This window comes from Anaerobiospirillum sp. NML120448, assembly GCF_023050945.1.
Taxonomy (GTDB): Bacteria; Pseudomonadota; Gammaproteobacteria; order Enterobacterales; family Succinivibrionaceae; genus Anaerobiospirillum.
Map to the genome: position 1 here is coordinate 42,316 of NZ_JALKIM010000011.1, position 26,352 is coordinate 68,667.

Annotated in this window: 16 protein-coding genes; 9 read left to right on the forward strand and 7 right to left on the reverse strand. The window is 37.6% G+C overall.

Features of this window, described 5'->3' with window-relative positions; all coding sequences use genetic code 11:
* Window positions 1-126: 126 nt before the first annotated feature.
* Window positions 127-1,518 carry a glycoside-pentoside-hexuronide (GPH):cation symporter gene (locus MXE38_RS03470; protein WP_246911470.1) on the reverse strand — a complete coding sequence of 464 codons (1,392 nt, stop codon included), beginning with the start codon at window positions 1,516-1,518 and terminating at the stop codon, window positions 127-129.
* A 1,882-nt stretch (window positions 1,519-3,400) separates the two neighbouring features.
* Between MXE38_RS03470 and MXE38_RS03475 the strand changes: the two genes are divergently transcribed.
* From MXE38_RS03475 to MXE38_RS03505, 7 genes are all read left to right on the forward strand, one after another.
* On the forward strand, window positions 3,401-4,000 hold the full coding sequence (locus tag MXE38_RS03475; RefSeq protein ID WP_246911473.1) for an NAD(P)H-dependent oxidoreductase: 600 nt from the start codon (window positions 3,401-3,403) through the stop codon (window positions 3,998-4,000).
* 1,744 nt (window positions 4,001-5,744) lie between these two features.
* A complete protein-coding gene (locus MXE38_RS03480) occupies window positions 5,745-6,041 on the forward strand; it encodes a hypothetical protein (protein WP_246911476.1) in 297 nt (98 codons plus the stop codon).
* Between the two features lie 5 nt (window positions 6,042-6,046).
* On the forward strand, window positions 6,047-7,417 hold the full coding sequence (locus MXE38_RS03485; RefSeq protein ID WP_246911478.1) for a hypothetical protein: 1,371 nt from the start codon (window positions 6,047-6,049) through the stop codon (window positions 7,415-7,417).
* A gap of 2 nt (window positions 7,418-7,419) precedes the next feature.
* Window positions 7,420-7,959 carry a hypothetical protein gene (locus MXE38_RS03490; protein ID WP_246911480.1) on the forward strand — a complete coding sequence of 180 codons (540 nt, stop codon included), beginning with the start codon at window positions 7,420-7,422 and terminating at the stop codon, window positions 7,957-7,959.
* 58 nt (window positions 7,960-8,017) lie between these two features.
* A complete protein-coding gene (locus tag MXE38_RS03495; RefSeq protein ID WP_246911482.1) occupies window positions 8,018-8,176 on the forward strand; it encodes a hypothetical protein in 159 nt (52 codons plus the stop codon).
* A 1,165-nt stretch (window positions 8,177-9,341) separates the two neighbouring features.
* Complete coding sequence (locus MXE38_RS03500; RefSeq protein ID WP_246911484.1) at window positions 9,342-11,417, forward strand: glycoside hydrolase family 31 protein; 2,076 nt, start codon at window positions 9,342-9,344, stop codon at window positions 11,415-11,417.
* Between the two features lie 415 nt (window positions 11,418-11,832).
* Window positions 11,833-13,806 carry a right-handed parallel beta-helix repeat-containing protein gene (locus MXE38_RS03505; protein ID WP_246911487.1) on the forward strand — a complete coding sequence of 658 codons (1,974 nt, stop codon included), beginning with the start codon at window positions 11,833-11,835 and terminating at the stop codon, window positions 13,804-13,806.
* A gap of 463 nt (window positions 13,807-14,269) precedes the next feature.
* Here MXE38_RS03505 and MXE38_RS03510 read toward each other — a convergent pair whose 3' ends face one another.
* A complete protein-coding gene (locus MXE38_RS03510) occupies window positions 14,270-14,965 on the reverse strand; it encodes a restriction endonuclease subunit S (protein WP_246911489.1) in 696 nt (231 codons plus the stop codon).
* Between the two features lie 79 nt (window positions 14,966-15,044).
* Between MXE38_RS03510 and xerA the strand changes: the two genes are divergently transcribed.
* Window positions 15,045-16,037: a site-specific tyrosine recombinase/integron integrase gene (gene xerA / locus MXE38_RS03515; protein ID WP_246911491.1), complete on the forward strand. Its 993-nt coding sequence runs from the start codon at window positions 15,045-15,047 to the stop codon at window positions 16,035-16,037.
* Window positions 16,038-16,058: 21 nt separating this feature from the next.
* Window positions 16,059-17,348, forward strand: coding sequence for a restriction endonuclease subunit S (locus tag MXE38_RS03520; RefSeq protein WP_246911494.1), 1,290 nt, complete (start codon window positions 16,059-16,061; stop codon window positions 17,346-17,348).
* Here the strand turns inward: MXE38_RS03520 and MXE38_RS03525 are convergent.
* The 5 genes from MXE38_RS03525 to MXE38_RS03545 form a co-directional block, all read right to left on the reverse strand.
* Window positions 17,317-17,883 carry a restriction endonuclease subunit S gene (locus tag MXE38_RS03525; RefSeq protein WP_246911497.1) on the reverse strand — a complete coding sequence of 189 codons (567 nt, stop codon included), beginning with the start codon at window positions 17,881-17,883 and terminating at the stop codon, window positions 17,317-17,319. The genes MXE38_RS03520 and MXE38_RS03525 overlap by 32 nt on opposite strands.
* A gap of 144 nt (window positions 17,884-18,027) precedes the next feature.
* On the reverse strand, window positions 18,028-19,668 hold the full coding sequence (locus MXE38_RS03530; protein WP_246911500.1) for a class I SAM-dependent DNA methyltransferase: 1,641 nt from the start codon (window positions 19,666-19,668) through the stop codon (window positions 18,028-18,030).
* 116 nt (window positions 19,669-19,784) lie between these two features.
* Window positions 19,785-22,994, reverse strand: a complete 3,210-nt coding sequence (locus MXE38_RS03535; RefSeq protein WP_246911504.1) for a type I restriction endonuclease — start codon at window positions 22,992-22,994, stop codon at window positions 19,785-19,787.
* 219 nt (window positions 22,995-23,213) lie between these two features.
* Window positions 23,214-24,005 (reverse strand): SDR family NAD(P)-dependent oxidoreductase, encoded by a 792-nt coding sequence (locus MXE38_RS03540; RefSeq protein ID WP_246911506.1) that lies wholly within the window; start codon window positions 24,003-24,005, stop codon window positions 23,214-23,216.
* 290 nt (window positions 24,006-24,295) lie between these two features.
* Window positions 24,296-25,192 (reverse strand): site-specific DNA-methyltransferase, encoded by an 897-nt coding sequence (locus tag MXE38_RS03545; protein ID WP_246911508.1) that lies wholly within the window; start codon window positions 25,190-25,192, stop codon window positions 24,296-24,298.
* Window positions 25,193-26,352: the final 1,160 nt, after the last annotated feature.

A 26,352-nucleotide genomic window follows, 5' to 3' on the forward strand; every position in this document is an offset into this window, starting at 1 on the left:
GTACCAAACAAGTTAATACATTTAGGAAAAAACAAAGCAAATGGTGAGATGTTTATATTTTTGGGAGGAGCCCTCTTAAAAGCTTTTAAGAGGGCTTTTTGATATAGCTTTTAACTAAGCTTCTAATTATTGGGCAGCACCAAACTTAGCAGCTTCCTCAGCACGACGAACAGTTAAGTCCTTCATAACTTGAGGGTGAATCTTATCTAAGTTGCCAAGTAAGGAAATTACTAAGCCAGCAATAGATAATACTAATGGGATCAAGAAGTTGATGTTTAAGATAGCCTGTAAGGTCTCTTCTGGTTGTACTTCTAAGGTAGCGTCGTAGTTTACTAAGGATAAAGCCCAACCTACGATAGCACCGCCTAAACCTAAGCCAATCTTGAAGCCGAAGGAAGATACAGAGTAAGTAGCACCATCTAAACGACGACCAGTTACCCACTCGCCATACTCAACTACGTCAGCAATCATGGCGAACATAGCTACTAAGTGCATGCCCCAACCGAAACCCTTGATGGCTGAGCCAACTAACATGAGGTAGTAATCAAAGGAACCAATCGTCATATCAGTGCCTACTAAAAGCTGACACATGCCGTAGCCAATGATATAGAGAATGTATCCGAAAATAATAGCATTCCACTTACCCTTGCAGAGCTTCATAATGAATGGGAAGAAGAAGCAAGCTACTAATTGAGGGAAGGTACTAGCAAAGTTTAAGTGGCCAAAGAAAGTATCATCTTGGAGGATATAACGGGCTAAGTACATGCCAGAGGCACCAGTTAAACCAGCATTAGCAAAATCGATAACAAAGAAAGCAACTAAGAAGAAGAAGTACTTGTTATGGGCTAAAACGCTAAGGGACTCTCTTACAGTAACCTTATCCTCAGCAGCACGTGGCTGTGGCTTTACACGCTCCTTACATACAAAGAAGCAGAGCATTAATAAACCAAAAGCAATAGCGCCATATAAGGAGGTAATACCAAGCCAACCTAAGCTCTTAGCAGCAACTGGAGTTACATAACCTAAGATTAAGGCACCAACAGCGGTCATCACAAAGCGGTATGAGTTCATACTGGCTCGCTCTTCTACAGAGTTAGAGCAGAAGCTTTGTAAGCTACAGAAAGCTAAGTTACAGCTGGTGTAGAAAACTACAGTTAAGAAGAAATAAGTTAAGAAAGCGTAAGTTACTTTTAATGTGTAGTTAGCAAAATCAGGCACAGTAAAACTCAGTACCAAGAAGATACATAAGAGTGGAGAGCTCCATAAAATCCAAGGACGTGCCTTACCTAACTTAGAATTGGTACGGTCAAGTAAATAGCCCATAACCAAATCAGAGAAACCATCAAAAATTCTAACAGAAAGCATGATGGCAGCCACAGCTGCGGCGCTAATACCCAAGTCATCAGTATAGTAGATGGTCATAAACATACCAACTACGTTCCAAACTACGGTACAGCCTACGTCACCTGCGCCGTAACTCATTTTCTCAAAAGGTGAGAGAGGTTTTAACTGCTCCATCCTTAATCTCCTCCAGTAAAGCCTAATATATTCACCCTAAGCTAGTTGCTTAGCTTGACTATATATTGCTCAACATACTTATTTTGCTTAATCCTTCATCCTCACAATGAAATAAGCAAAACATAGAAAACTTAGAAAACACATAAACCAGATTTAACTAAAAATCGTGATTTTGCTATAAATATATGTGCACGTGCACAAATATTATTTAAAATAAAACCTGAACATTTTTCACTAACCTTAAATGGCATATAAGCAGTGTTATAGATACTAAAAAAGTTGAGTGAGTTGTGGTCAGGTTGAAAGGCAATTCACAACAGAACTTTATAAGAATATTTTCCTCTTAGCTAAGCTTATTTACCGTAATCTTAATATTGTTACTGATAAATATAACCAGCCTTAAATAGAATTTCTTATAAAGTTGCCTTTATCGGATGCCTAATAAAATACTTTTTTTTATGATAACTTTCATCAACAATTGAGCGAAATTATGATCCTTGTCAAGAATTTTTTGCAATTGTGTTCGAGCACACTGTCACAAACGGTTGTAAAACATGGCTTGCAATCAGGCTTTGCACAGTTTTCAGTAAACAAACTAGATAATTATGCCAGTTAAAGCCCCTTTCTCACTCAAACTACCCCCATGCACCACAACTACCCACGCCAACTTTTACCCCTCATGATTATTCTGCACTACCCTACACTACAATAGCTCTCTACATTAATATCCTTACTTATTAATATGAGCGCATACGCCCAGTATCACCAATCATCCTATAGCCCCAAAAGACTAACTACCTCATGAGCTCATACACCTTAAAGAAGCTTCCATCATCACTAAAGTTAAGCTCTTGCCAGGTGCGTATTCAGCAACTGCTATTGCCTCACTCCCTACCCATAAGGCCAATCTTGCTTTCTCAATCCAAGCACAAGCACAGCCAGGTACTACACTGCTATATGATATTTTCAGCGGCTCTCTCCACTTCCATACCTTAGCTTACCTTGCCATATAGCACCTGCCTTGTACTAACATGACTGACCTAACCAAATCTAAAAAGCCAGTGACTTACAAAGTCATAGCCTACACAGTATTTCCATACACAGACCTGCTCATAATGTTTGCTAGATTAAAGCTTGCGCCTAGGCTTAAGGAGCTTTTACTCACTTATTAGCAATCTTTACTTACTTTTAATAAGGTATTTACCCTGCTGATTTATGGTAATGAGGCAAATAGCTATGAGCAATTTTAGGGCATTAATAAAAGTTATCTTTTATAGTTACTACAATTATTGGGCGGTGCTTTAATTATATTTTTAGTAAAATTTGCGATTAAATGGCCATTTTTAACTAAAAACTACCACTGATGTCCTGCTTAGCAATTTATAGCCAAATTGAGTTTTTTCGCCTCAAATTAGAGCAAAAAATCGATATCTTTTATTAAGCGTCTTGGAATCTTTTAGTAAGCTCAATAGAATGCAACAAGATCATTTTTTGGTTAGCTCAATTACAAAGAGTATCAAAACAAAAGATACGCCTTATATTCCGTAGCTAGCAGCTTTACGGCTTACGGCCAAAGGCTTAAGTCCACCTAAAGCGACAACAGGCTTAGACTACCTTTCTAGTTAAGCACCTCTGTCATACAAAGTAGCTATTCTTTGCTTGGCAAGACCTTAGCTACCAAGCTTAGCTCTGTTAGATAAGCTACGCTGAGCCGAGCCAAGCCAAGCCAAGCTGCTCCGAGCCGAGCTGGCTAAGGCACGCTTTGAGTGTCATTGCTGTTAGTCTTGCGGCTCACTATGAGCTATACCTTTAAATAGGCCTTAATAAGTTTTTACCAAAAAAGCCAAACCTTATTAATCTAAATTTACCTGTGGAGAACCATATGGCTGAGAAAAAAAGTAAGCAAAAGCAAGTTCTTATTCTTGATGCGGGCATCGAAGGCCCATTTGCTAAAGGTGAATTAAACCACTCTTTTGTTAAAGTGGCCCAAGAAGTACTTGAAGCAAAGGGCATGAAAGTATCAGTTACTTTAGTAAAAGACGAGTATGACGTTGATGCTGAGGCCAAGAAAGTTGTTGCTTGCGATTACTTAATTGTCCAAACCCCAGGCTATTGGATGAGCTGCCCTTGGCAGTTAAAGAAGTACTTTGACACTGTTTTTGGTAATAAGGAAATCAGTGGCGGTGGTGATGGCCGTCATCGTGATAATCCTGACTCTAAGTATGGTACTGGTGGCTTGCTCACTGATAAGAAGTACATGCTCTCCTCTACTTGGAATGCACCTTTACAGGCCTTTACTGATGCCAATCAATTCTTTGGTGGTGTAGGCATTGACGGCGTATTATTGCCACTTCACAAGACCTTCCAATTTATTGGTATGTCTCCATTACCAAGCTTTGTAGCTAACGATATCTACAAAAATCCAAGCATTAAATTTGATTTAAATCGCTTCAAAGATCATATTGAGCAAAACTTTAACTAATAAGTTCCTGCCTACTCTTTAATGCTTTTACTATGCTAGGCGCTTATCCTTTCAGCGCTTAGCATAGCTCTACTCTCTTCTCATCTACTCTCTTATCCCCTTATTCAATCTTAACGAACTTAAGACCATCATTCATTATTAGCTCCAACCCAAACTGTGCTGGCATACATATACCAATCTAACTTTCACCTAAACAATACTTGATTTTGGAACTTTAACTAAATTATTAGCTACATAATCGATGATCTTTTTGATGATTATTTACGAATATAAATTTAAGTGAGATTTGCTCATGGTGCCACAAGCATAGCTAACCAGAATCCAGATTTTAATAAAGTGTTGGTATCACTAGTTTCTTGTGAACTCTAAAGCCATTTTGACCGTGCTTTATCTTTGACTAAGAGCAAGGTAAGGCTGGCTCATGATGTTTATGTAATGAACTTAAAACCAACGCAGGCTTTAAACAAGGTTAGCTATTAGTCAAATCTGTGCAAGGTATAGCAAAAGAGCTTAGCGGCTTAATTGAACATTGTGATATTAGCATGTTTGATGCTGCAACTTGGTACAAAATAGAATAGTGGTTTAAGCAGAGCAGGCAAATAGAACAAGTAATGTATGAGCTTGCCATTGATTTTATGGATGTATGATTTTCACCTACTCAGCTCTTATATATGGCTCAAAAGCTAAGCTTAAAAGCTTTAAGTGAGTTAGGTAAGGTCTTGCTAGTTAGATAGGTCAGAGTGGATTAATCTCAAAAAATAGCAAAGTAGGTTAAAGAGGATAAAGCCCTTTTTTGCATTAAAACATATAGATCGATTTCAATCTTGTCCAAAATTGCATCTTAAAATAATTTGATATAAATCAGGAGTTGACAAGCAAATTTTAATTTTATATACTTGACACGTGGGCTTGATATTATTGCATCTACAGCAAGGTTTTCTTGCATAAATAAGCCGTTTTGATAGATTGGTGCTATCAAGCTATATTACAAAATATAAGTTCCAATTAATAGTTTTACTAAAAGCTCCTTTGCTTTACAGCAGGGAGCTTTTTGCGTTTATAAGCAATGCAAATTTTCAAATGCCTAGAACGAGGTTGAGGAACCATCCAAAAACAAGAACGACGAAGCGGTCGCTTATGATAATCCCCTTAGTGATAAGGAACTAGTTGCCTTGTTAAATGAAAGCGACTTAAACCCTAACGACTACTTGATTGAGAATGAACGAACTGCATTAGCTGCACTGAAAAAAATAAGAGTGAAATGGGCGATCGCAAGCGCTCTTTAAGAAAGTTTTTAGGCAATGCCATTATCTCTGCACATATTAGTAGATAGCTAAAAAATCCTTCTGACAGCCAATTTGCTGTTGTACTGACACCAATCTATATATGGAACCTCTAAGCTCGCACTTATGAGCTAACTGCTAACTGTAGGTTTAGGCACTTTCATAATCAATACCAAGCGCAGGATAGAGCTACGATGCAAGCAGCCTATTAGGTTAGAGGAGTATTAGTGGTTAAATTGAAAGACCATTACATACTATCTAACCAAATTGGCATCTTAATTTGCTAATTGTTTTGTGCTTTTCCACAATTTTACTGGCTGATTAGTTTAGAGGCATTTGTTCAATGATTTTTCAATTTAACCACTAGGCGTACATTTCCACGCTACTAAAACTTACCCCACATTGATTTAAAGAGGCTTGCATATTAGTGCAGGCCTTTTTTGTTATTTGAGGCTAAAAAAATGATACCTAATAAATTGCCACCATATCTCTTCTTTAAATTAACTAACTACTCTTGTAGCGAAGACTTGAGCCATCTATTCACTGAGCCTTTAAAAGTTTTAGGCCCTAATGAGCTTGTAACTGCTTTGCAGTTCACCGCACAAAAGGCAGCCGAAGACTTTAGGGACACAGCGCACAACAGCAGCACTTGCAAAGGCAGTGCACGCAGGGCTAACGGCGACAATGGAAGCACAGCACAGCCATTAGTTAAAACTGGAGCCATGCTTAACTCTATCGTATGGAATCTAAGGAGATAAATAATATGGCTAAGCCAACAAAAACTACCAAGCAGCAAATAGACTTTGCAATAGGCGTGGTTTTTGGTCATATTCTTTATGAGGCTATGAACGACTTAGCTCTCATGATAATTTCTGACTCATTGCGCTGGATTACAATTCACCCTAACGGTAAACAGCATAAAGGCCGAGCATGCAAAATTGACTCAGAAACAGGCCAGATTAAAGGCGGAAACCTTCCGCATAATTTCTACAATAAGCCACTAAAGCAGGCTTTTGAACAAGCTGACAATAGTGAAGATAATCATTATTTTGCCTTACAAAGCACTGACTTGCCTAAAACTCAAAAAGGCAATGCACGCCCCTCAATAAAACCGCAAAAACTATCCCTAACAGAGTTAAAGGCTGCTAACATTCAAGGCGAACAAAGTCTAAAAGCCAATCCACTACCAAGTCGATTTAAAGACAAGTATGAGGGCATAAATTACCTTAAAAAACTTATGCCTAATACAAGGTATATCATTGATGATTTGCCTGTTAATGTTATTTACAGCCTTGCAAAAGGTTTATATTATTTTGGGCATTATTTTCCTTTTATTCTTGTGCGTGGTGTTGATGAGATTAACGAGTATAAGCTAAAGGTAGCTTTATATGAATCTCAGGCCAAGCAGCGCAAGCAAGTGATAAGCGCATTTAATTCAAACAAAGAGCTTATCAACAGAATAAAAATCCAATCTGAACAGTCAATAAGTTGGTTAAACAACTCTATAAAAGGACTTTCAGAAAATGAACTTCCTAATGTGCTCGATACTCTCGATTTTATTTATCCAATAGCTGATACCGACAGAAAGCCAGATGGCTCCTTAAAAGATGATGTTTATAAAAATCTTTTAAAGTTTTCTTTTCAACACAAATGTAACAAAACTAAAGATAAAGCACTTCTTGAAAAAGGCCTTATCATAAGCAAACCTCTAAGTCTTGGCAATAATGTAGCAGCGTGTTTTTATAAAGACTCTATCACTTTAAATGGCCTGTATTATGGTTATGATTCAGACATGAAACTTAGAAGATATTACTCCACCAAAGTACAAGAAGGCTGGACTTTTGAGCTTTCATCTGACTTTAACCCTCATATTGCTATTTTTATCCACGAACTCGCTCATGCAATAGATTATCAACTTGAAATCAGTCACTCTAAAGCTGTAATTGTTGACTATAATAATTATGTAACAGAAATGCGGCGCAAAAAAGTGACAAGCTATGCTTATCTTAATATCGAAGAGTATGTAGCTCAGATTATTTCAGAGGCAATAACAGCTAAAAGCAAGACTAGAAAGGCTCAAAAATTATTGCTTCATTCAATGGATCTTTGTCATAGAAAATCACAAAAGGATTAATTATGGATTTTGATGTTCATATTGCGGACAGTGTGTCAGAGGATCTCTTAGATATCATTCGCTGCAAGTATTGGTTTATTGATTTGTCTTTGTACCTGCTCCATGTCAACAATGGAGACGGCAAAGAGCTAGTAAAGGCTGTCAAGTCGTATGCTTTTTTCAGGGAAAAAACCGAGGAGGCTGATTACTGTAGATCTTTAATTGAATTTTCTGCTGACAATTTAAGAAATGGGCCAACATTCTATTCTTGCACACCTGAATACATGGACTATCTTAAAAGCGGTGGTAAGGCTAGCATGACTTATGAAGCCGCATTACAAAGGCTAGAGTTTGAACGAAAGTGCAATTGTCCTTTTAACCATGACAATTACGAAGTTCGACTTAAGTTTATCAATGAGCTAAAAAAATTTCGTAGTACGGTATATGAGTATTTAATTGACAAGGAAAAACCTGAGGGAGAATTACTTTCTCCTAAACAAGTACTCCATGTCATTGCTAAATTTTTTGCTTATGAAGTCGTGTTTTGTGAACCGTTATTTTAAAGTAAATTAATGGCCCCTATTACGGGGCTTTTTTATTGCCTATTAACTGAGGTTGTTTATGACTAAAACCACTGAAAGCAAGCGACGGCGTGATATGGCTATTGGTATAGCTATCGGTCATCTTATTGGGGACACGATAACCGCACTTAATAGCAATATCGCTAATGATGAAGCTCGTTGGATTACCGCTAAAAGCAAGGATAGGCGGCAGCAGTAAAAGATTCTTAATTGTCTCTGGAGCTGGGTTATCTTTTCTAAAAGGGCGGCCCTACGTAAAAAATGCAAGGCATGCTACTAAATCTTATGAAGCTTTGCGTGTAAAGAGCAGCACAAGCAGCATTATAAATAAACGCAAAAGAGCTAAGGTCTTTGCAAAAGGCAGTTAAGAACTTGCTCTAAAGCATAAGCATTAAGCGCAGAAAAAGGCAGCCATATAAGCAAAGGCTAAAGCTCCAGTTACTGCTACTGCTCAAAATGGTGTTAAGAATAAACAAGCTAACTCTCAAAAGACTGATAGAGCAACGCACCATGGGTTTTATCTGCTCACCCCAGGCAAATATTTGTTCATTTTTTTTCAAAGCTAACTGAATCAACGGCGCAGCATTGGACTAAAGCTCAATGGCACAAAGAAACTAAAGTCGCAGCTCTGGCATCAGGCTAAATAAGCCTTAGAGCAAGGCAAGTGTAAATAAATAAGCATGATGATTTAGAGAGCTATCAGGCATGCTAATTTGCGCTTGCTATGCATAGAGTCATAGCTGGTGACTAGAATGTTGAGGCTACAATGTTGTTCTTGAGCCAGACCTTCACGATAGAAGCAAGCTTGCTCCTCACTATCTCTTTTTGTTTGCTTAATGTGCTAAGGATTTTTTAGCTGTGCTTTTGCGGATGTAAATGGGCACGCTCATTTTTTTGAAAGATTTATAGGCTAATTGTTGAGTGAACTTTTAGCCATACATGTGAACTTTGGGTTTGCAAACTATGCATTAGGCCTTTGTAAATTATCAAAAGCTAAGCAAGGCAACAAATAGCCTGTTTTTCGTAGTTGTGGACTAGCTTAAAAATAATTTTCTTAGAAAGTTGGAGCTAGGGAAACAAATCTTGTTGCAGTATTACTGCAAAAATTCCTAAAATTTTACCAATAACAACACTTTAACCCCCTAAATATTTGAGCTGGCTCACTAATTTAACTTTTTATTGTGTCCGTGCACACTTTTTTATTTTTTGATGATTAAACTATTAGCCTAAAGTGACACAACTTATCAAAAGTGTGCTCACTTTAATAGGAGAACAACTATGTCTACGTATTAATTGCGTAGGTTTAAGTTTACGTGTGCAGTTAAAACTAAAAGACTTATTTTAGTTTGTGAGGAGTTTTACTTATGGCAGGAATTATCGAGCAAAAGGACGGCAAGTTATATCGCTACTTTGAGGGTCAAACTACCTGTATTGAGCCATGGGGTGCCAATGCTTTACGTGTACGCTCTGTAATGATGGGCTACGATATGGCTGCTGATGATTTTGCTTTAACCCAAGAGGTTGACAGTCAATATCGTGCTGGCAATGCCAATAGTGAAATCAAAATCTGGGCTGAGCGTCAGACTGTAGTATCAAACTTCCCAGGTGAGAGCTATATTGATGTACCTTGCGGCTCTATTACCAATGGCGATATTCGTGCTGAGATCACCGCTGGTGGTAAGATTAATTTCTACCAAGTAAAAACCAACAAATTACTCTTGGAGGAGTTTGCTCGTAACCGTCTAGATGGTCACTCTAAGGACTTAAGCGCACTTGAAATCTTAGGCCGTGAGTTTATGCCACATCGTGGTGGTGACTTCCAGTTAACTGCCCGCTTTGAGCCAAATGCTGATGAGCGTATTTATGGCATGGGCCAATACCAACAGCCATATTTAAACTTAAAGGGCTGCACTCTTGAGCTTGCTCAACGTAACTCCCAAGCTTCTGTACCTTTCATGATTTCCACTCAAGGCTATGGTTTCTTATGGAATAACCCAGCTGTGGGTAAAGTAACCTTTGCTAAGAACTTAACTGAGTGGGTAGCTTACTCTACAAAGAAATTAGATTACTGGATTTGTGCTGGTGATACCCCTGCTCAAATTGAAGAGCAATATGCCTCTGTAACTGGCACTGTTCCTATGATGCCTGATTATGCTATGGGCTTTTGGCAATGCAAGTTAAGATATGCCACCCAAGAGCAATTACTTGAGGTTGCTCGTGAGTACAAGAGAAGAGGCCTACCAATTGACGTTATTGTGTGCGACTTCTTCCACTGGGAGCACCAAGGCGACTGGGCTTTTGATAAGACCTACTGGCCAGATCCTGATGCCATGATCAAAGAACTCAATGACATGGGTATCGAGTTAATGGTTTCTATTTGGCCTACAGTTGAAACCAAGTCTGTTAACTTTAAAGAGCTCAATGAGCGTGGCTATTTAATCCGTACCGAGCGTGGCCTTCAATATGGTATGGACTTTATGGCACCAACTATTCACTTTGATGCTACTAATCCAGGTGCTCGTGAATTTGTTTGGGACGTTGCTAAGAAGAACTACTACGATAAGGGCGTAAAGTGCTTCTGGTTAGATGAGGCTGAGCCAGAGTATAAGATCTACGACTTTGATCATTTCCGCTACTATGCAGGTTCTAATGCTCAAATTGGTAACCAATTCCCTGTAATGTATGCTAAGACTTTCTTTGATGGCTTAAAGAAAGAAGGTCATGAAAAGATTATTAACCTCCTACGTTGTGCCTGGGCTGGCTCTCAAAAGTATGGCGCTTTAGTATGGTCTGGTGATATCGGTACTAGCTTTGCCGCTATGCGCAACCAGATTGCTGCTGGCTTAAATATGGGTCTTGCTGGTATTACCTGGTGGACTACTGATATCGGTGGCTTCCATGGTGGTAATCCAAATGATGAGGCTTATCGTGAGGTCTTTGCTCGTTGGTTCGAGTGGGGCACTTTCTGCCCTGTAATGCGTGTTCACGGTGATCGTGAGCCACGCCAAGACCCAGTAGGAACCACTGGTGGCGCAATGTGCTGCTCAGGCGGCCCTAACGAGGTTTACTCCTATGGCGATCGTGTTTACGAGATTTGTAAGAAGTACATGGATTACCGTGTTAAGCTCAAGCCATACATTAAAGAGCTTATGGAAGCTGCTCACAAGAAGGGTACTCCAGTAATTCGCCCTATGTTCTATGACTTCCCAGAGGACAAGGCTACTTACGATTACGAAGATCAACACATGTTCGGCCCAAGCCTCTTAATTGCCCCAATTTATGAGGCAGGTTTAGAGCAAAAGCAGGTTTACCTCCCTAAGGGTGCTTCATGGCGCAATATCCACACCAACGAAGTATTCGAGGGTGGTCAAGTAGTAACTGTTGCTACCCCACTTGAGATCACTCCTGTATTTGCTCGAGATGGCTTTGATCTTATCTAACTTTTTACTAGCTGTAACGCTACAGCCTAAACCAATCAAACATCTAGAGTAATTCTATATTTACTCACCAAAGCGGCCACAAGCCTATGGCCGCTTTTTTTAGAACTATTTCAGTTTACTGCTTAGCACTTTTTAAGGTTAATTAGAGTTCTAAGCAGTAAGCTCAAATCATAATAATCTATCAGTATCTAATGAGTACTTACTAAGCTACTATGCTTTTTAGTGTTTAATTTAATGGTTAGCTCTTTACCTTGTGACTTTCAAGGCTTTTCTTGCAACCCATCCTTGCAAGTTAAACTTAATTTCTAGCTAAAAGCCCCCTAAACTTTTAGCTAAGCCCAAGCCTCAGGTAATGTCATACTGTTAATAAAAACACTTATATAAGCCATTTTTTGTGAGGAAAGAGGATTTTATAATGGCTATTTATCACGTTAATCAGAAGTTAGGTTGTGATTGCAATTGCGGCTGTGCTGACAAGCCTTTTGCTACTATTAATCAAGCTGCCCAAGTTGCCCTTGCTGGTGATGAGATTATCATTCATGAGGGTGTTTACCGTGAGCGTGTTGCTCCTCGTTGGGGTGGTAAGTCCAATACTAATCGTATTACCTACCAAGCAGCCGCTGGCGAGCATGTTGTAATTAAGGGCTCTGAGGTTATCAGCGCTTGGGAAGATGCAAAGCTTGAAGGCGCTAAAGTTCCAGTATTTAAGGCTGTAATTTCTAATGATATCTTTGGTGATTACAACCCATACGACACCAAGCTCTATGGCGACTGGTTAATGGATCCATTCCCATGCCCATTACACACTGGTGATGTTTATTTCGATGGTAAATCTCTTTATGAGGCCGTAACTTTAGACGAGTTAAAAGATCCTAAAGTTCGCAAAACTGGCCCTTGCTCACCATGGTGCGGCACTGAGGAAGTCATTCCAAATTGTGAAAACACTGTTTTCTTATGGCACGCTGTAGTTGATCATAAGGCTAACACCACCACTATTTACGCTCACTTTGGCAACTTCACTAAAGAGCAATTAGCCGACCACCTAATCGAAATTAACGTTCGTGAGACCTTATTTGCTCCAAGCCAAGTTAATACCAACTACTTAACTGTTCGTGGTATTGAGTTTGCTCATGGCGCTACCCAATGGGCTCCACCTACTGGCGTTCAAAGAGGTATGCTTGACACTTACTGGTCAAAGGGCTGGATCATTGAGCACTGCCATTTCCATGATGCAAAGACCTCTGCTGTTTCCATTGGTAAAGAGATTTCTACTGGTGATAATGAGTCTACTCGCTTCAAGCGCAAGCCAGGCTACCAGCACCAACTTGAGGATGTCTTTAAGGCTGTAAACCGTGGCTGGAGCTTCGATATTATTGGTAGCCATATTATCCGCTACAACGTAATGCACGATTGCGGACAAAACGGTATTGTTGGTCACTTAGGCTGCATTGGCTCTGACATTCACCACAACAAGATCTACAACATTGCTATGAAGCATGAGTTCTTCGGCCATGAAATTGCTGGCATTAAGCTCCATGCTGCTCTCGATGTTCGTATCCACCACAATGAGTTCTACAACTGTACTTTAGGTACTTGGCTTGATTGGGAAGCTCAGGGCACTCAAGTTTGCAACAATGTATACTACGACAACTATCGTGACATTATGATTGAAGTAACTCATGGCCCATGCTTAGTTGCTAACAACATTTTTGCCTCTGAGTACAACTTTGATAACGTAGCCCAAGGCTCTGCTTTAGTAAACAACATCTTTGCAGGCTTTACTCGTCATATTGATACTCGTGATCGTGCTACCCCTTATCATGCCGCTCACTCCACTGCAGTAACTGGCTTTGCTGTTGTTTACTCAGGTGATGACCGTGTTTACGGCAACTACTTTATTGGCGGCAACTCCAACCATCCAGAGGCTAAATACGGTACTGCTCACTACAATGGCCATCCATCAACCTTTGAGGAGTACAACAAGTTAACCTTTGGTACTTGCCAGCATGACCACGATAAGTTCCACCTTATCAATGATCCTGTTTACATTGACCACAATGTTTACCTCAAGTATGCTCCTGTTTATGAGTCAGAGCAGCACTTTGTAAAGACCTCTCATGATCCTAAGCTTAAGGTTTATCGCAATGAGCAAGGCTTAATGGTTGACTTTGATGCTACTGCTGAGATGTTAGGTTTAACCTTTGAAGCTATTACTACCAAGGCTCTTGGTGAGACCAGATTAAGCGAGTGTGCTTTTGAGAATCACGATGGCTCTCCATTAACCATCGACACAGATCTTGTTGATAGCGCCCGCCCAGTAGATAAGGTATGCGTTGGCCCATTACAGAACTTAAAGGTTGGTGCCAACACCATCAAGATCTGGGACTAATGCTCTGTCCTATCTAACTTTGTAGTTTCATCCATTTATTTGCCCCATAGCGGTCTATCTCCACCCTAGACCGCTATTTTTTAGCTTTTGGCTTTTTGCTAAAACATGTTAAGCCGTTTAAAAATAAAATCAGGCAGCATTTTGGTAGCAAGCATAATATAGCGCCACAGCCACATGGTATAAACCACAGCCTTGGGCTTATAGTAGCTGTTAACAATATCGTAAGCTACTGTCTCTACACTGGCACTAATATAAGGAGGCAATTTCTTATGTGCGACCATGCGAGTTTTTACATAGCCAGGCTTAATGTTAATTACATGAACTCCGCACCTATATAGCCTTACCCTAAGTCCCGACAAATAGGCACTCATTGCCGCCTTTGATGCTCCATAGTAATAATTAGAACATCGTCCCCTATCCCCAGCCACTGAGCTTATAACCATAATATGACCCTGCTTGCGTATTAAGCGGTACACACCAGTTTTTGAAACTTATCCGTGTCGCATAAATGATAATTTACCGACACTTGGCCATTCATTAGCAAATCATTAAGCTGTTTTTTTAGATTTTGCAAAACAAGATTTTCCTCTTGAACAGATAAAATTTTCTTAAACATAGGATCAACCAAAGAGTGAAAATGTTCAATTTCACTAATATCAGGAATTTTAACTTCTAGTTCAGCAAATTGAGACTTGCTTAGATTAGGCATAACACTACCAGAAGATCCAGCTGACAATATATTCAGCGCTAGTGATTTCATAGTAAAGTATATAAAATATGGGGAAATACCTTTCTTAGGTACGATTGAGTTAATTTGTTGATTCGTTTGGCTTGTTTTAGATACTAAACAAACAAGACCAGCAGTACCAATGCAACTTACACAAACACTATTTTGTTGCAATGTTTTGTTATCCTGAGACTGCTTACCTAAAATAGACAAAGATCTTGCAGTTGATACTACATAAGTATTGTTATACATATCAGGTATTGTAATGAAAGGAATTTCTTCTCCATAAAATGCTTGATTTTTTGTGGATGGTGTTTTACCACAAATAATTTGCTCAGCAATATCAGATACTGTTCCTTTCTCGAAAGATTTTTGATTTATGACAGAATGTTTATTCTCTGTACATATAAATTCATAAATCTGGCGAGCCATGGCCTCTAAATTATCATTTAATTGACAAAACTATATGCGCAATTCATAATTAAAATTTTGCTTCTTGCTAAGGATAATTATGTTTAAGAACTTTTGCGATGATGTTGTTATGTCCATGCTTCCACATCTAAATAGCTTTCAACTCAATACGCTAAAAAGCACTCTAGAAATCTTATGTAGTAAGCATATGACTGAAGCTAATAAATTAGATGATAATAATAGCGAAAATGAAGGAAAAATCGTTCTTTCTAAATTTATCCAAGCAAAGAAGCTTGAAGGATGTTCATCCAAAACACTAACCTATTACGAAAATACCATTACTAAAATGCTTTCTACATTAGAAAAACCACCTAAACACATAGATACTTCCGATCTAAGACAGTATTTAAATGAGTACCAAGAAAAAAACAACGCTAGTAGAGTTTCAGTAGACAATATTCGACGAATACTATCAAGTTTCTTCTCATGGCTTGAAGACGAAGACTATATTATTAAAAGTCCTGTTAGAAGAATTCATAAAGTTAAATCAGCTAAAGTAGTAAAAGAAGTATTTTCTGACGAACAAGTTGAAATTTTAAAAGATAATTGCAACTCCTTACGAGATAAGGCGATTGTTGAGCTATTATGCTCATCAGGTATGCGTGTTGGAGAGCTAGTCAATCTAAATCGAAATGACATTAACCTTGTTGAGCGCGAATGCGTTGTTCTTGGCAAGGGTAATAAGGAAAGAGTGGTTTATTTTGATGCTAGAGCCAAGCTTGCTATAGAAGGTTATTTGCAAACACGCACAGATGATAATCCAGCACTGTTTACTCATGCTCACAATAATGATCAAAGGTTACAGATAGGCGGCGTAGAAAAGATGCTTCGCCGTATGGGGGCGCTACTAAATATTAACAAAGTGCACCCACATAAGTTTCGCAGAACCTTAGCTACTAGCGCAATTGATAAAGGAATGCCTATTGAACAAGTTCAACACCTTTTAGGTCATCAAAAAATTGATACCACCTTGCATTATGCTATGGTTAAGCAACATAATGTTAAACACGCCCACAGAAAATTTATCTCCTAATTAATTTACAAAGGATATATTATGCTTAAAGAGTTTAAATTATCAGAGCTTGGCAAAATTGTTGGTGGAGCAACTCCATCAACTAAAATACCTGAATTTTTTAAGGGAGACATCCCTTGGATTACCCCTAAAGATCTAGCCGACTTTCCTAAGAGATACATATCTTCTGGTGAGCGCAGCATATCTAAAGAAGCTTTAAATTCATGTTCAGCACAAATGTTACCTAAAAATAGCATTTTGTTTTCATCACGTGCACCTATTGGCTATATTGCTATAGCGCAAAATGACTTATGCACTAACCAAGGGTTTAAAAGTATTGTTCCTAATACTAATATAGTTGATCCATTATTTCTATTTTACCTTCTTAAAAGTTCTGTAAATAATATTGTTAAACAAGCTTCTGGAACTACTTTTAAAGAAATTTCTGGAAAAACATTAGGTCAAATCAAAGTGCTAATGCCAGAATCCATAACAGAGCAACAACAAATTGCTAGTTTATTAGGAACAATTGATGACGCTATTGAGCTAAACCAGGCTATAAATGATAATTTAGAGGCCATGGCTCGCCAGTTATATGAGTATTGGTTTGTTCAGTTTGAGTTCCCTGATGAGAACGGTCGTCCCTACAAGTCAAGTGGCGGTAAAATGGTTTGGAGTGATGAACTAAATCAATATATTCCATATGGTTGGAAAGCATCTCAAATAAAGGACTTTATAGCCAGTAATGTTGGTGGTACATGGGGCAATGATATATGTGAATATGGAGATGTAAAAGTTTCTTGTATAAGAGGAGCTGATATTGATTCCTTTAAAAGCTTTCCTACCAGATTTATCAAGGAAAAACAATTAAAGCTTCTACTAAAACCAATGGATCTAGTGGTTGAGGTTTCCGGAGGTAGTCCAACCCAATCTACAGGTAGAATCGCTATAATTACCAATGAACTATTGAATAGCTATGATGACTCTGTAATTTGCTCTAATTTCTGCCGTGCTTTAACTCTAAAAGATAATGGATATAGTTCGTATTTTTACTATTTATGGAAGCTATTCTATGATCAAGGTGTGATGTTTAATTTTGAAGGAAAGACAACTGGAATTAAGAACCTTCAAACTGATGTGTTATTTCAGACAAATGTAGTTAAACCAAACAAGGACGTTGCTTCTAAGTTTAACCAAATTATTATTAATATTAAGTCATTACAATGTAATAATATTAATGATAATGAGTTTTACATTAATTTACGTAATAGTCTTAATAAGGAATTAATGACTGGTCAAGTTACTGTAAATTATCATTTATCTGACGATTAAGACATATTTGTTTGTCAATATCAGATAATAAGCATCCCATCATTTTTTGCTCTTGCAATGATGGAGCAAAAATTGGCATATTTTCTATAGTACTTTTAGACAAAGATGCTCTTTGTCCACTACCTGTTGCGTTATTGGCAAAGTACTTTCTAGCAATGTTTGAATTTAGATATGCTACTAAATACTTGCTATCAATTAGCTCACTATTACATCTAATTAATGCACAGTGATAACCTAACAATACCTTATCATCAAAATCATTGGCAATATAACAAGGGATGCCAATATCATCCCTTGTTTCACTATCCTTAGTTATAGCAATATCGCCTTTTTTTAAGGTAAATTTTTCAATCTCTGTAGAGTTAGCAGAAGCATCCATAAACATTTCATAGTTATGTGTAGTTATTGCGTAATTATTGTAGACATCTACATAATTACAAAGCTTTACTGCTGCTTCTGCAGAATTGGTTTTCTTATCTACGTTACTTAAACTTACAGAAGCAACATCGCTAAGAACAAATTGTTTAAAGTTCATAAAATCATCCATTCAAGCTTATGTTGGCTAGATTTATATGGAAAAGACTAAACTTATGCCTTACATATCTAGCCAAGTAATACATTATTATCAATTAAACAAATTGATATAAAGAAAGCAATTTACAATTTACTAAGTAAAATGTTATTTCAATCGCAATGAGTCTAACTGAGCCATGATTTCTTGCTGAAGCTTTTGACTTTGCTCAAACTGCTCTGCAAGTTTGGTTTTAAAAGCAGACATGCGAGCCTCAAACTCCTCTTGAGAGATGTCCTCGTGCTCAATCTTAATATCAAAGTACTGACCAGCTGATAAGCTATTGTTCTTAGCAGCAATCTCTTCATAAGACACTACAGCAGAAAATTCATCAACCTTTTCTTTTGCATGGAAAGTTTTGACAATCTTTTCAATATCGTCAGCATTAAGACGACGCTTCTTTAAACCATTTGGATCCTTGTATTCCTCACCCAAATTGCTTGCATCAATTAAAACAACCTTATCGTTTTGAGCTGACTTATCGAGGAATAAAACAGATACATTAGTACCAGTATTGGCAAATACGTTACTTGGCATTGATACACAGCCATAAACAATCTTGTCCTCAACCAAGCGTTTTAAAATTTTGCCTTCAATATTACTCTTAGCAGTAATAAATCCTGTAGGAACAACAATTGCAGCTTTACCATTAGGCTTCATGGAGTTAATAACATGTTGTAGAAAACAAGTATAGATAGCCATACTTTCTTTCTTTTTATTTGGTACCTTAGGAACTCCTGCCCAGAACCTTGTACCATTGCTAGCGCTAGCAATGGATTCTCTAGTATCACTAAAATCCATTTTAAAAGGAGGATTGCTGACAACAAAATCAAACTGACGATTGTTCTTACCATCATCGCTCATATGATAAGGCTCGGTCAAAGTATCGCCTTGAATAATGTTATCTAAGGAACTAATTAATCCATTTAACATCAAGTTGAGCTTTAACATCTTGTTAGAGCGCTGAGAAATATCTTGTGAGTAGATAGTACAGCGTTCCTCACCAATACGATGAGCAAGAGCCATAAGCAAAGTGCCAGTACCAGCAGATGGATCATAGCATTCAACACTTGTTAGCTTATTCTCATCTTCTACTAACAAGTTAGCCATAATAGAAGCAATAGCATGAGGAGTATAGTATTCTGCATACTTACCTCCGCCAGCTGTATTGTAATCTTGTATTAGATACTCAAATATAGAGGCAAAAAAGTCATAGTTTGCAGCAAAAGCACTTTCAAAAGAAAAGTTTGCAAGCTTATCAACTAATGCTTTAGCAAAGCTATCTCTAGCAGTTTTATCAATAACATGCTCAGTAATAGGTTCAAACAGCTCAACTCTTGTATTTTTAGTGGTTTTAGTAGAAAAAGTATCAGAGTTGATCTCTGCTATCTCGAGCATAGTCTTATCCAGCAACTCATGAAAATTTTCAATATTCTCTTGTGAGCGCAAATAAGACAACAAGTGCTCTGGCTTTAATTTTGGAACTTTAGCGCCCAGCAAATTAAGTAATAGCCCTTGCTCGTTTGGCTCTAGATTTTTGTACCCCTCCTCCCAAGTAGGAGCTTTAGTTATCTTTGGGCCAAAAAACTTATTCTGTTTGATCTCATAACCAAACTTGTCATTAATAAACTTGTACAAGAAAATTTGTATAATAATCTTATACTCATTACCATCATTACCTAAACCATATTTCTGGCAAGTTGCTTTAAGATCATCAATTAATTCAATGGTTTTCTCTTTAATATCCATATTTTAAAATCCAATTGAGAAACTATGAAATAAAATATTAAATTTTATCTTAAACAAGAAACCTATCAACACTTAACTATAATCCAGTATTAGTGTCCACTGGATGGAGTCTTGTCTCAAGATGAATAAAAAGCAGAATGCTGGTTTAAATACTCATCAACAACAAATCCACTTAAAACCTTTCTATTATAACTAATGCTTGTAAAGTCTGAAGATAGTTCCATTAAGCGTTGAGCAACAAATCTAGAGACTTCATCACTAAAATACCCGTCATTATTAACAGATTGCTTTTTTTGAGACAGTAGTTCATCAATGTCAGTTTTGACATTATTGATAAAAGTGAAAATATCTTCTTTACTACCAGAAAGAATCTTAGGCTGATTTGATTCTTCTCTGTTATTATTTAAAGAAAGAATTTTATTATAAAGACGAAGATATTTAACATCATCCTTAACCTTTCTTAGAACTTGCTGCTCTTTTGTATAAACGGCATTTAACCTCTTAGACAAATCGTCTAACTCGTAACAAGTTTGTCTATACTCTTCTACAGAGCTGATAACAAAACCATTATCCTTAAAACGCTTATGAAAAGCTTCTTTTAGTGAAATAAACTCAGGATTATCTTGATCTTTTATAGCACTAAAATCAAGAACAAGCTTTTTACGTTGCTCTTTAAGCTTAGAGCCTCCATCAATCATAGTAAGCTCTTCCTGTGATAGCTTTGTAAAAGTAAAATCAATGAACTTTAACGCCTGTTTAATAGCTGATAAGGTAAGCTCATCAGCCTGAAAAATATCTTTTTGGTTCATTAAATCAATACGAGATTGAACCTCTTTTAACATTATATTAAGGTTAGAAAAGGTCAACTTTGCAAACTGCTCTTTTAGCTCATCATCGCCAAAGGTACGAACAATATTAGCAAAATCTCTTGCTTGGACTAGATTTGCCCTTAACTGAATCAACATATCTTTGTCATCAATTTGACTAATTTCCTGTGAAAAGAGTTCCATATTGTCAACTGAATAATCAAACACACAGTTGCGGATTTTTTTCATCCCATCAACTATTTCTTGATTATTAACAAGAAAGTTATTGCCCAGACCAGAACCTTCTTCTCCATCAAGAATAAGCTCTGAAGAGTTAAACTTCTCTAATTCCCTTAAATAAGCCTCATTGGTCTTTTCAAAATTTGACTTAATATCAGCAAAATCAACAATATAGCCGTACTTATGCTCTTTGTAAGGACGATTAACACGAGTTAATGCTTGTAATAGTGTATGGTCTTTTAGCGAACGACCTAAATATAGTCTTTTTAAACGAGGAGCATCAAAACCAGTAAGCAACATATTAAAGACAATCAAAATATCAACAGTCATGTTATATTTGAAGTTTGCAACTATTGATTTTTGCTCATCTTTATCAGCACTATCATAAAGAACTAATTCAGCTTTAATAGCATCATTTAAGTTAGTTTTATTTTCCCTGTTTTTAAAGGACTGATATACAGCACGAGCTTGATCAGAACTGGCACAAACAATCATACCGCCGATAGTATTATCATTTTGCAACTCTCTGAAATCACGGAAATCTTGCTCAATGTAATCACACAATGATTTAACATATTTAGGATGAGTGAATATTTGCTCACTTCTAACGTCTTTCTTTTGAACTTGTTCTTTAGATAGGCTTTCATATACAGAATTTAGCTGCTCTTTATACTCTGTTTGAATGTCTTCTCTAATAAGTTTCAGAGTATAACCATCAGCTAAAGAGCTATTGTAATAATAAGTATGGAAGTAGGTGCTAAATACCTTAGAAGAAGCACACTCCTCCTTAAGTAAAGGTGTACCTGTTAAAGCTATTTTGATAGCTGCCTCATCAGCAGCAAATAGATTAGCTAGAAAGGATCCACTAGGCTTATATCCACGATGAGCCTCATCAAGAATAAAGATTCTTTGTATGTGGCTGTCATATTCAGGCATTTCCACCGCCTCAGTATCTTCCTTGAAGCGTTGGATATTAACAACTGAAATTTCAGGCTTGCCACTTGCGCCATTGTAGGCTTGATTTAATCTAAATTCTCTCATTAAAGCAGCACGATCTCTTGCAGTATGAACTTCTAAACCTCTGGCAGTAAACTCTTGAGAGGCCTGTTCTAGAAGATCTAAGCGGTCTACAATAAAGTAAAACTTAGCAAGCTTTCCTTGCTTACTATAATAATCAGTTAAATATCTATGTAAGAAAAATGATAAAGCTGTTTTACCACTACCTTGAGTATGCCAAACTACACCGCTTTTAGCCCCATTGCTTAGTTTGTCTTGTATAGCAAAACAAGCAAACATTTGCTGATAGCGTATAATATGCTTCTGGAAAATAGACTCAATGTGTCCGTTAACTTCTTTTTTGATATTCACATAAGCAATACCATACTTAAGCAAGAATAGTAAACGCTCCTTGGAACACATAGAAGTTAGGATTCGATTGGTAGGTGAGTTGAAGCTTAAATTTGTATTAAACTCTGATGTGACATCAATGTCTTGAGCCTTAAAGTCTCTCAAAATGTTGTTTTTAAGCTCTATATCATCAGGCAAATAATCAAAGTTAGCATGAAATGGGGCTACATCTTTATTTAACCCCATCTCTTCTCTAAAACAGTTAAAAGGAGCATTAGTATAGGATGTTGTACAGTAAAATGCGCCTTGAATAGGTGTAATTCCACCTTGAGAGTCATAATCCATATTATTAGAGAAGATCATAAGCTGAGTAATATTAAAGAATTTTCTAAACTTCTTATTAGGGAAGCGAGATTTGTTCATTCTCTCTTGCTCTGCAACGACACCTCCTTTGTTGTTTGGCTTTTTTACTTCAATAAAACATAAAGGTAAACCATTAACAAACAAAGTAATATCAGGACGAAATTGATCATCCCCATTACAGCAAGCAAACTCAGCTGTATAGCTAAAGACATTATTCTCTACATTCTCAAAGTCGATACACTTATATAAAGAACCTTGTATAAAGTTGTTGTAGAAAACAGATCCGAGATCATCATTACGTAGACTCTGTCGAAGATCACTAAATACCCTATTAAATGGCACAGAACAATCTTGGTTTAAACGCCCAAATTGCTTTTTAAAAATATTTAGTAAAATATTATTGGTAGGATCAAACGCTTTGTTGTTATCAGGCAAACTATCCACATCCAATAAAGCATCTTCATTTAAAGCATCTTCATTGGTGATTTTTCCGACATAATCATAGCCTAAACGAGCTAAATGAATCATTGCTGGAATCTGTACACGAGTCGCTTCATTAAACTTTTGCATAGCTGAATCCTACCAAGCAAGTAAATTAGTACATTAATCAGTATTAGCGCTTAGATCCTATAGATTGTATTATAGACCATTATATGCCATATCTAGCTAATTTTTAAATACTAGTGTGATTAGCTTCAATTAAAAATATTGTTTTCTATGGTAATCACCTAAGTTCATAAAAGAAGCTCAATAACATACTATACAAACAATAGGTAACTATCCGTATAGCTAAAACATACTAAGTCGCTTAAAAATAAAATCAGGAAGCATTTTGGTAGCCAGCATAATGTAGCTCCATAGCCACATTGTATACACCACAGCCTTTGGCTTATAGTAGATATTAACAATATCGTGAGCCACAGTCTCTACACTGGCACTAATATAAGGAGGCAACTTCTTATGTGCGACCATACGAGTCTTTACGTAGCCAGGCTTAATATTGATTACATGTACGCCCTTACTATACAGCCTTACTCTTAATCCCGATAAATAAGCACTCATAGCAGCTTTAGATGCTCCATAGTAATAATTAGAACATCGGCCTCTATCACCAGCAACAGAGCTTATAACCATAATATGACCTTGCTTTAGCCCCTCAAAATAGTTTGTTGCAAAAGCAATCATAGGCACTAAGCCATTAAAATTGGCCTCAAAAATTAATTGTCCCTCATCAGGACAATCTTGTGCTAACTTTTGATCTCCCAAATACCCTACAGCGCAAAATAAAACCTCTACCCTACGCTCCTTTACCAAGCCCTCCCACAGCTTTTGCATATCCTCAGCGCTCATAGCCGTATCATAGTAATGACACGAGCAGGAAACATTGCTACTCACCAGCTCCACAGCTAAATGCCGCAACGCCTCTTCATTACGCCCGCACAAACTAAAATGCCATTGCCCTTTTTTAGCAAACTCCTTTAAAGTCGCAACAGCAATTTCAGAGGTAGCCCCAAGCACTACCATATGCTTACAAGACACTGGTTCAGTCTCAACAGCTATATCGCCCACCCTTTTACCCATGACCTGCTCCTAAAAAAATAATCGCCCTAGCAATTTCACTTAGCACCCAAACCTCAATAGCAAGACTTATACTTTTGCTTGAGTACAGTCTACAACTACTATGTCATTTTTCTGAAAATTCATTTAAAGTTAGCCCTAACATAAACATCATGCACTGCTAACCTTACAGAGCGGGCGCTATATTACCTATCATATGAATTGCTCTTATGTTCAATCATAGGGTTATGCTTTAGCATTAGCATTAGCCTTAAGTAAGGGCGTTAGAACTTCTTATGAAATGGCTGCCGTGGCTATTCGTTTACTAGCTTTCGTATTGGGGTGAGAGCAAATTCATTGTATTTATCAGAAAAATCTTTGATAAGATTGATGTTGGCTAAGTGATCTCTAGTTGGTTCATCTAGGTTTATCCAGGCTGCATAGAGGCGTTGTTTGGCAACCTCAATGTAGTTGATGGGTTCTTTTTTAAATAAAGCCACATCTTCATTTTTCTCAATGCCAATGAAGTTGCGACCTTCCATTAAGGCTGCCACTAAAAAAGAGCCACTGCCAAAAGTATTATCCAAGATTACATCCCCTGGGTTAGAGTAAGTGCGAATAAAATACCTTCCTAGTTCTATAGGCTTTTGTGTTGGGTGAACGACCTCACCCTCATTCTCAGCTGTTTTTATGTAAATAATGTCTGTTGGGTAGCGCACTCCAGAGCTTGCTACATGCACAGGGTCAAAATTACCGTAGCTACCACTTAACTGATTCTTTCTAATGCCCTTATCATAAGGTTCACCTTGAGTCATTTGCGGATGATAGGTTGGCTGTTTTTTGTAGAAGACACAAACGTCCTCATGCTTACGCAGAGGTTGCTTCTTAGCATTGAGAAAATTAGAGGACTTAGACTTTTCCCAAACCCACTTATACTTGAAGGTCTTTGGCTGACTTAAGATAAGGTGCGCAGTAAAGATGCCATATGAGGTAAGTACAATAGCTCCATTAGGCTTAATAATTCTCCAGTACTGCTCCCAGAGCAAATCTAAAGGAATTAAGCAATCCCATTGGTTCTGAGTAATACCATAGGGCAAATCGCACAAGATCATATCGATGGACTGATCTGGAATGCGTTCCATACAAACTAAACAGTCCTCCTCAAAAAGGTTGTTTAGCATAGGGTAAATTGCATCATTAGCCATCATCATGGATAAAATCTCTGAAACTTAGTAGTTAGAATAATTCCTATAGGCTATAGCCTAGTAATGAAATTATATTATCACTCAGTTACTAGCATCTCAGCAAATTAATATTACTTAATAAGGTTGCCGTCTTACTCAAGAAAGCACCACGCTTGAAATAAGGCCATTAACTTCCTTATGACTTGCTAAAGGCTACCCACACTGGCTTGTTTTATAGGCCTAATAAAAGAAAAGGCCCCTACCTAAACTTATCTTCCCATAGCTCTATATGCTGTCCCCTTATCCATAAGTACCTACAGTACCAACCTCTGATTAATTGGTTAAGTCCTAATACTTGGTAAAGGCAGCATCGACTGAGAGCATTTCCTTATTGGTTATCTACTTTGCTTTACTGCTTAATAGGCACTACTACTGATTACTTAGCTAAGTCCTTGTTCTGTTTAAGAGCAGTAATGAGCTTGCAACCCTCTACTGCTGATATTGGCTCTTTGTCTCTTATACCCAGTAATATCCTATACTCTTATTCCCTTATTTTGATGGACGGCCTGTAATAACCGCTTTTAGCGCAGGCAAACTTTTAAACAGCTCTTAAGGACGCAACCACTGGACTGTTTAGCAAGGCCACTTCTTAGCAATATCCCTAGGTTAAAGCTTTGGTAAAGGCTTTGGTCATAGCTTTTAGGAAATGATATTTACCAAGGGCTGTAAGGCTTTGTTTTGGTGGCTGGGGCGGCCTTGTTAGCAAAGGTGTACGGCTTTGTTGTTTATGTTGCTCTGTTAGCCAATAGTGTGCTGCTGTAAGAGCTCTTTTTCTCCACTACCCAGTAAGCCCCTATCTTCTTATTCGTTTATTTTGAGCGACTGCTTTAATAGCTACTTTTAGTACAGCCATACTTTTAAACAGCTCTTAGGTACGTAAATACTGGGCTATTTTGCAAGGCCACCACTTAGCAATAGCCATTGGCTAAAGCTTTGGTAAGGGCTTTGGTCAGAGCCTTTAGGCAATGATGTTTTTATGGGGCGTATGGCTTTGTTAGCTAAAAGTACTATTTTAGGTAAGCCACACCTTGTAAGAGTGCGTTAATTGCGTTGCTTGTGAGCTTGGAGTTATGCAATGGCGCTGGTGAGCGGGCGCTTTTATGGGAGTTGCTAAATAGCTGTTTTGG

Coding starts and splice junctions, on each gene's coding strand:
- MXE38_RS03470 (WP_246911470.1), bottom strand. CDS start 1,518: ATGGAGCAGTTAAAACCTCTCTCACCTTTTGAGAAAATGAGTTACGGC.
- MXE38_RS03475 (WP_246911473.1), top strand. CDS start 3,401: ATGGCTGAGAAAAAAAGTAAGCAAAAGCAAGTTCTTATTCTTGATGCG.
- MXE38_RS03480 (WP_246911476.1), top strand. CDS start 5,745: ATGATACCTAATAAATTGCCACCATATCTCTTCTTTAAATTAACTAAC.
- MXE38_RS03485 (WP_246911478.1), top strand. CDS start 6,047: ATGGCTAAGCCAACAAAAACTACCAAGCAGCAAATAGACTTTGCAATA.
- MXE38_RS03490 (WP_246911480.1), top strand. CDS start 7,420: ATGGATTTTGATGTTCATATTGCGGACAGTGTGTCAGAGGATCTCTTA.
- MXE38_RS03495 (WP_246911482.1), top strand. CDS start 8,018: ATGACTAAAACCACTGAAAGCAAGCGACGGCGTGATATGGCTATTGGT.
- MXE38_RS03500 (WP_246911484.1), top strand. CDS start 9,342: ATGGCAGGAATTATCGAGCAAAAGGACGGCAAGTTATATCGCTACTTT.
- MXE38_RS03505 (WP_246911487.1), top strand. CDS start 11,833: ATGGCTATTTATCACGTTAATCAGAAGTTAGGTTGTGATTGCAATTGC.
- MXE38_RS03510 (WP_246911489.1), bottom strand. CDS start 14,965: ATGGCTCGCCAGATTTATGAATTTATATGTACAGAGAATAAACATTCT.
- xerA (WP_246911491.1), top strand. CDS start 15,045: ATGTTTAAGAACTTTTGCGATGATGTTGTTATGTCCATGCTTCCACAT.
- MXE38_RS03520 (WP_246911494.1), top strand. CDS start 16,059: ATGCTTAAAGAGTTTAAATTATCAGAGCTTGGCAAAATTGTTGGTGGA.
- MXE38_RS03525 (WP_246911497.1), bottom strand. CDS start 17,883: ATGAACTTTAAACAATTTGTTCTTAGCGATGTTGCTTCTGTAAGTTTA.
- MXE38_RS03530 (WP_246911500.1), bottom strand. CDS start 19,668: ATGGATATTAAAGAGAAAACCATTGAATTAATTGATGATCTTAAAGCA.
- MXE38_RS03535 (WP_246911504.1), bottom strand. CDS start 22,994: ATGCAAAAGTTTAATGAAGCGACTCGTGTACAGATTCCAGCAATGATT.
- MXE38_RS03540 (WP_246911506.1), bottom strand. CDS start 24,005: ATGGGTAAAAGGGTGGGCGATATAGCTGTTGAGACTGAACCAGTGTCT.
- MXE38_RS03545 (WP_246911508.1), bottom strand. CDS start 25,192: ATGATGATGGCTAATGATGCAATTTACCCTATGCTAAACAACCTTTTT.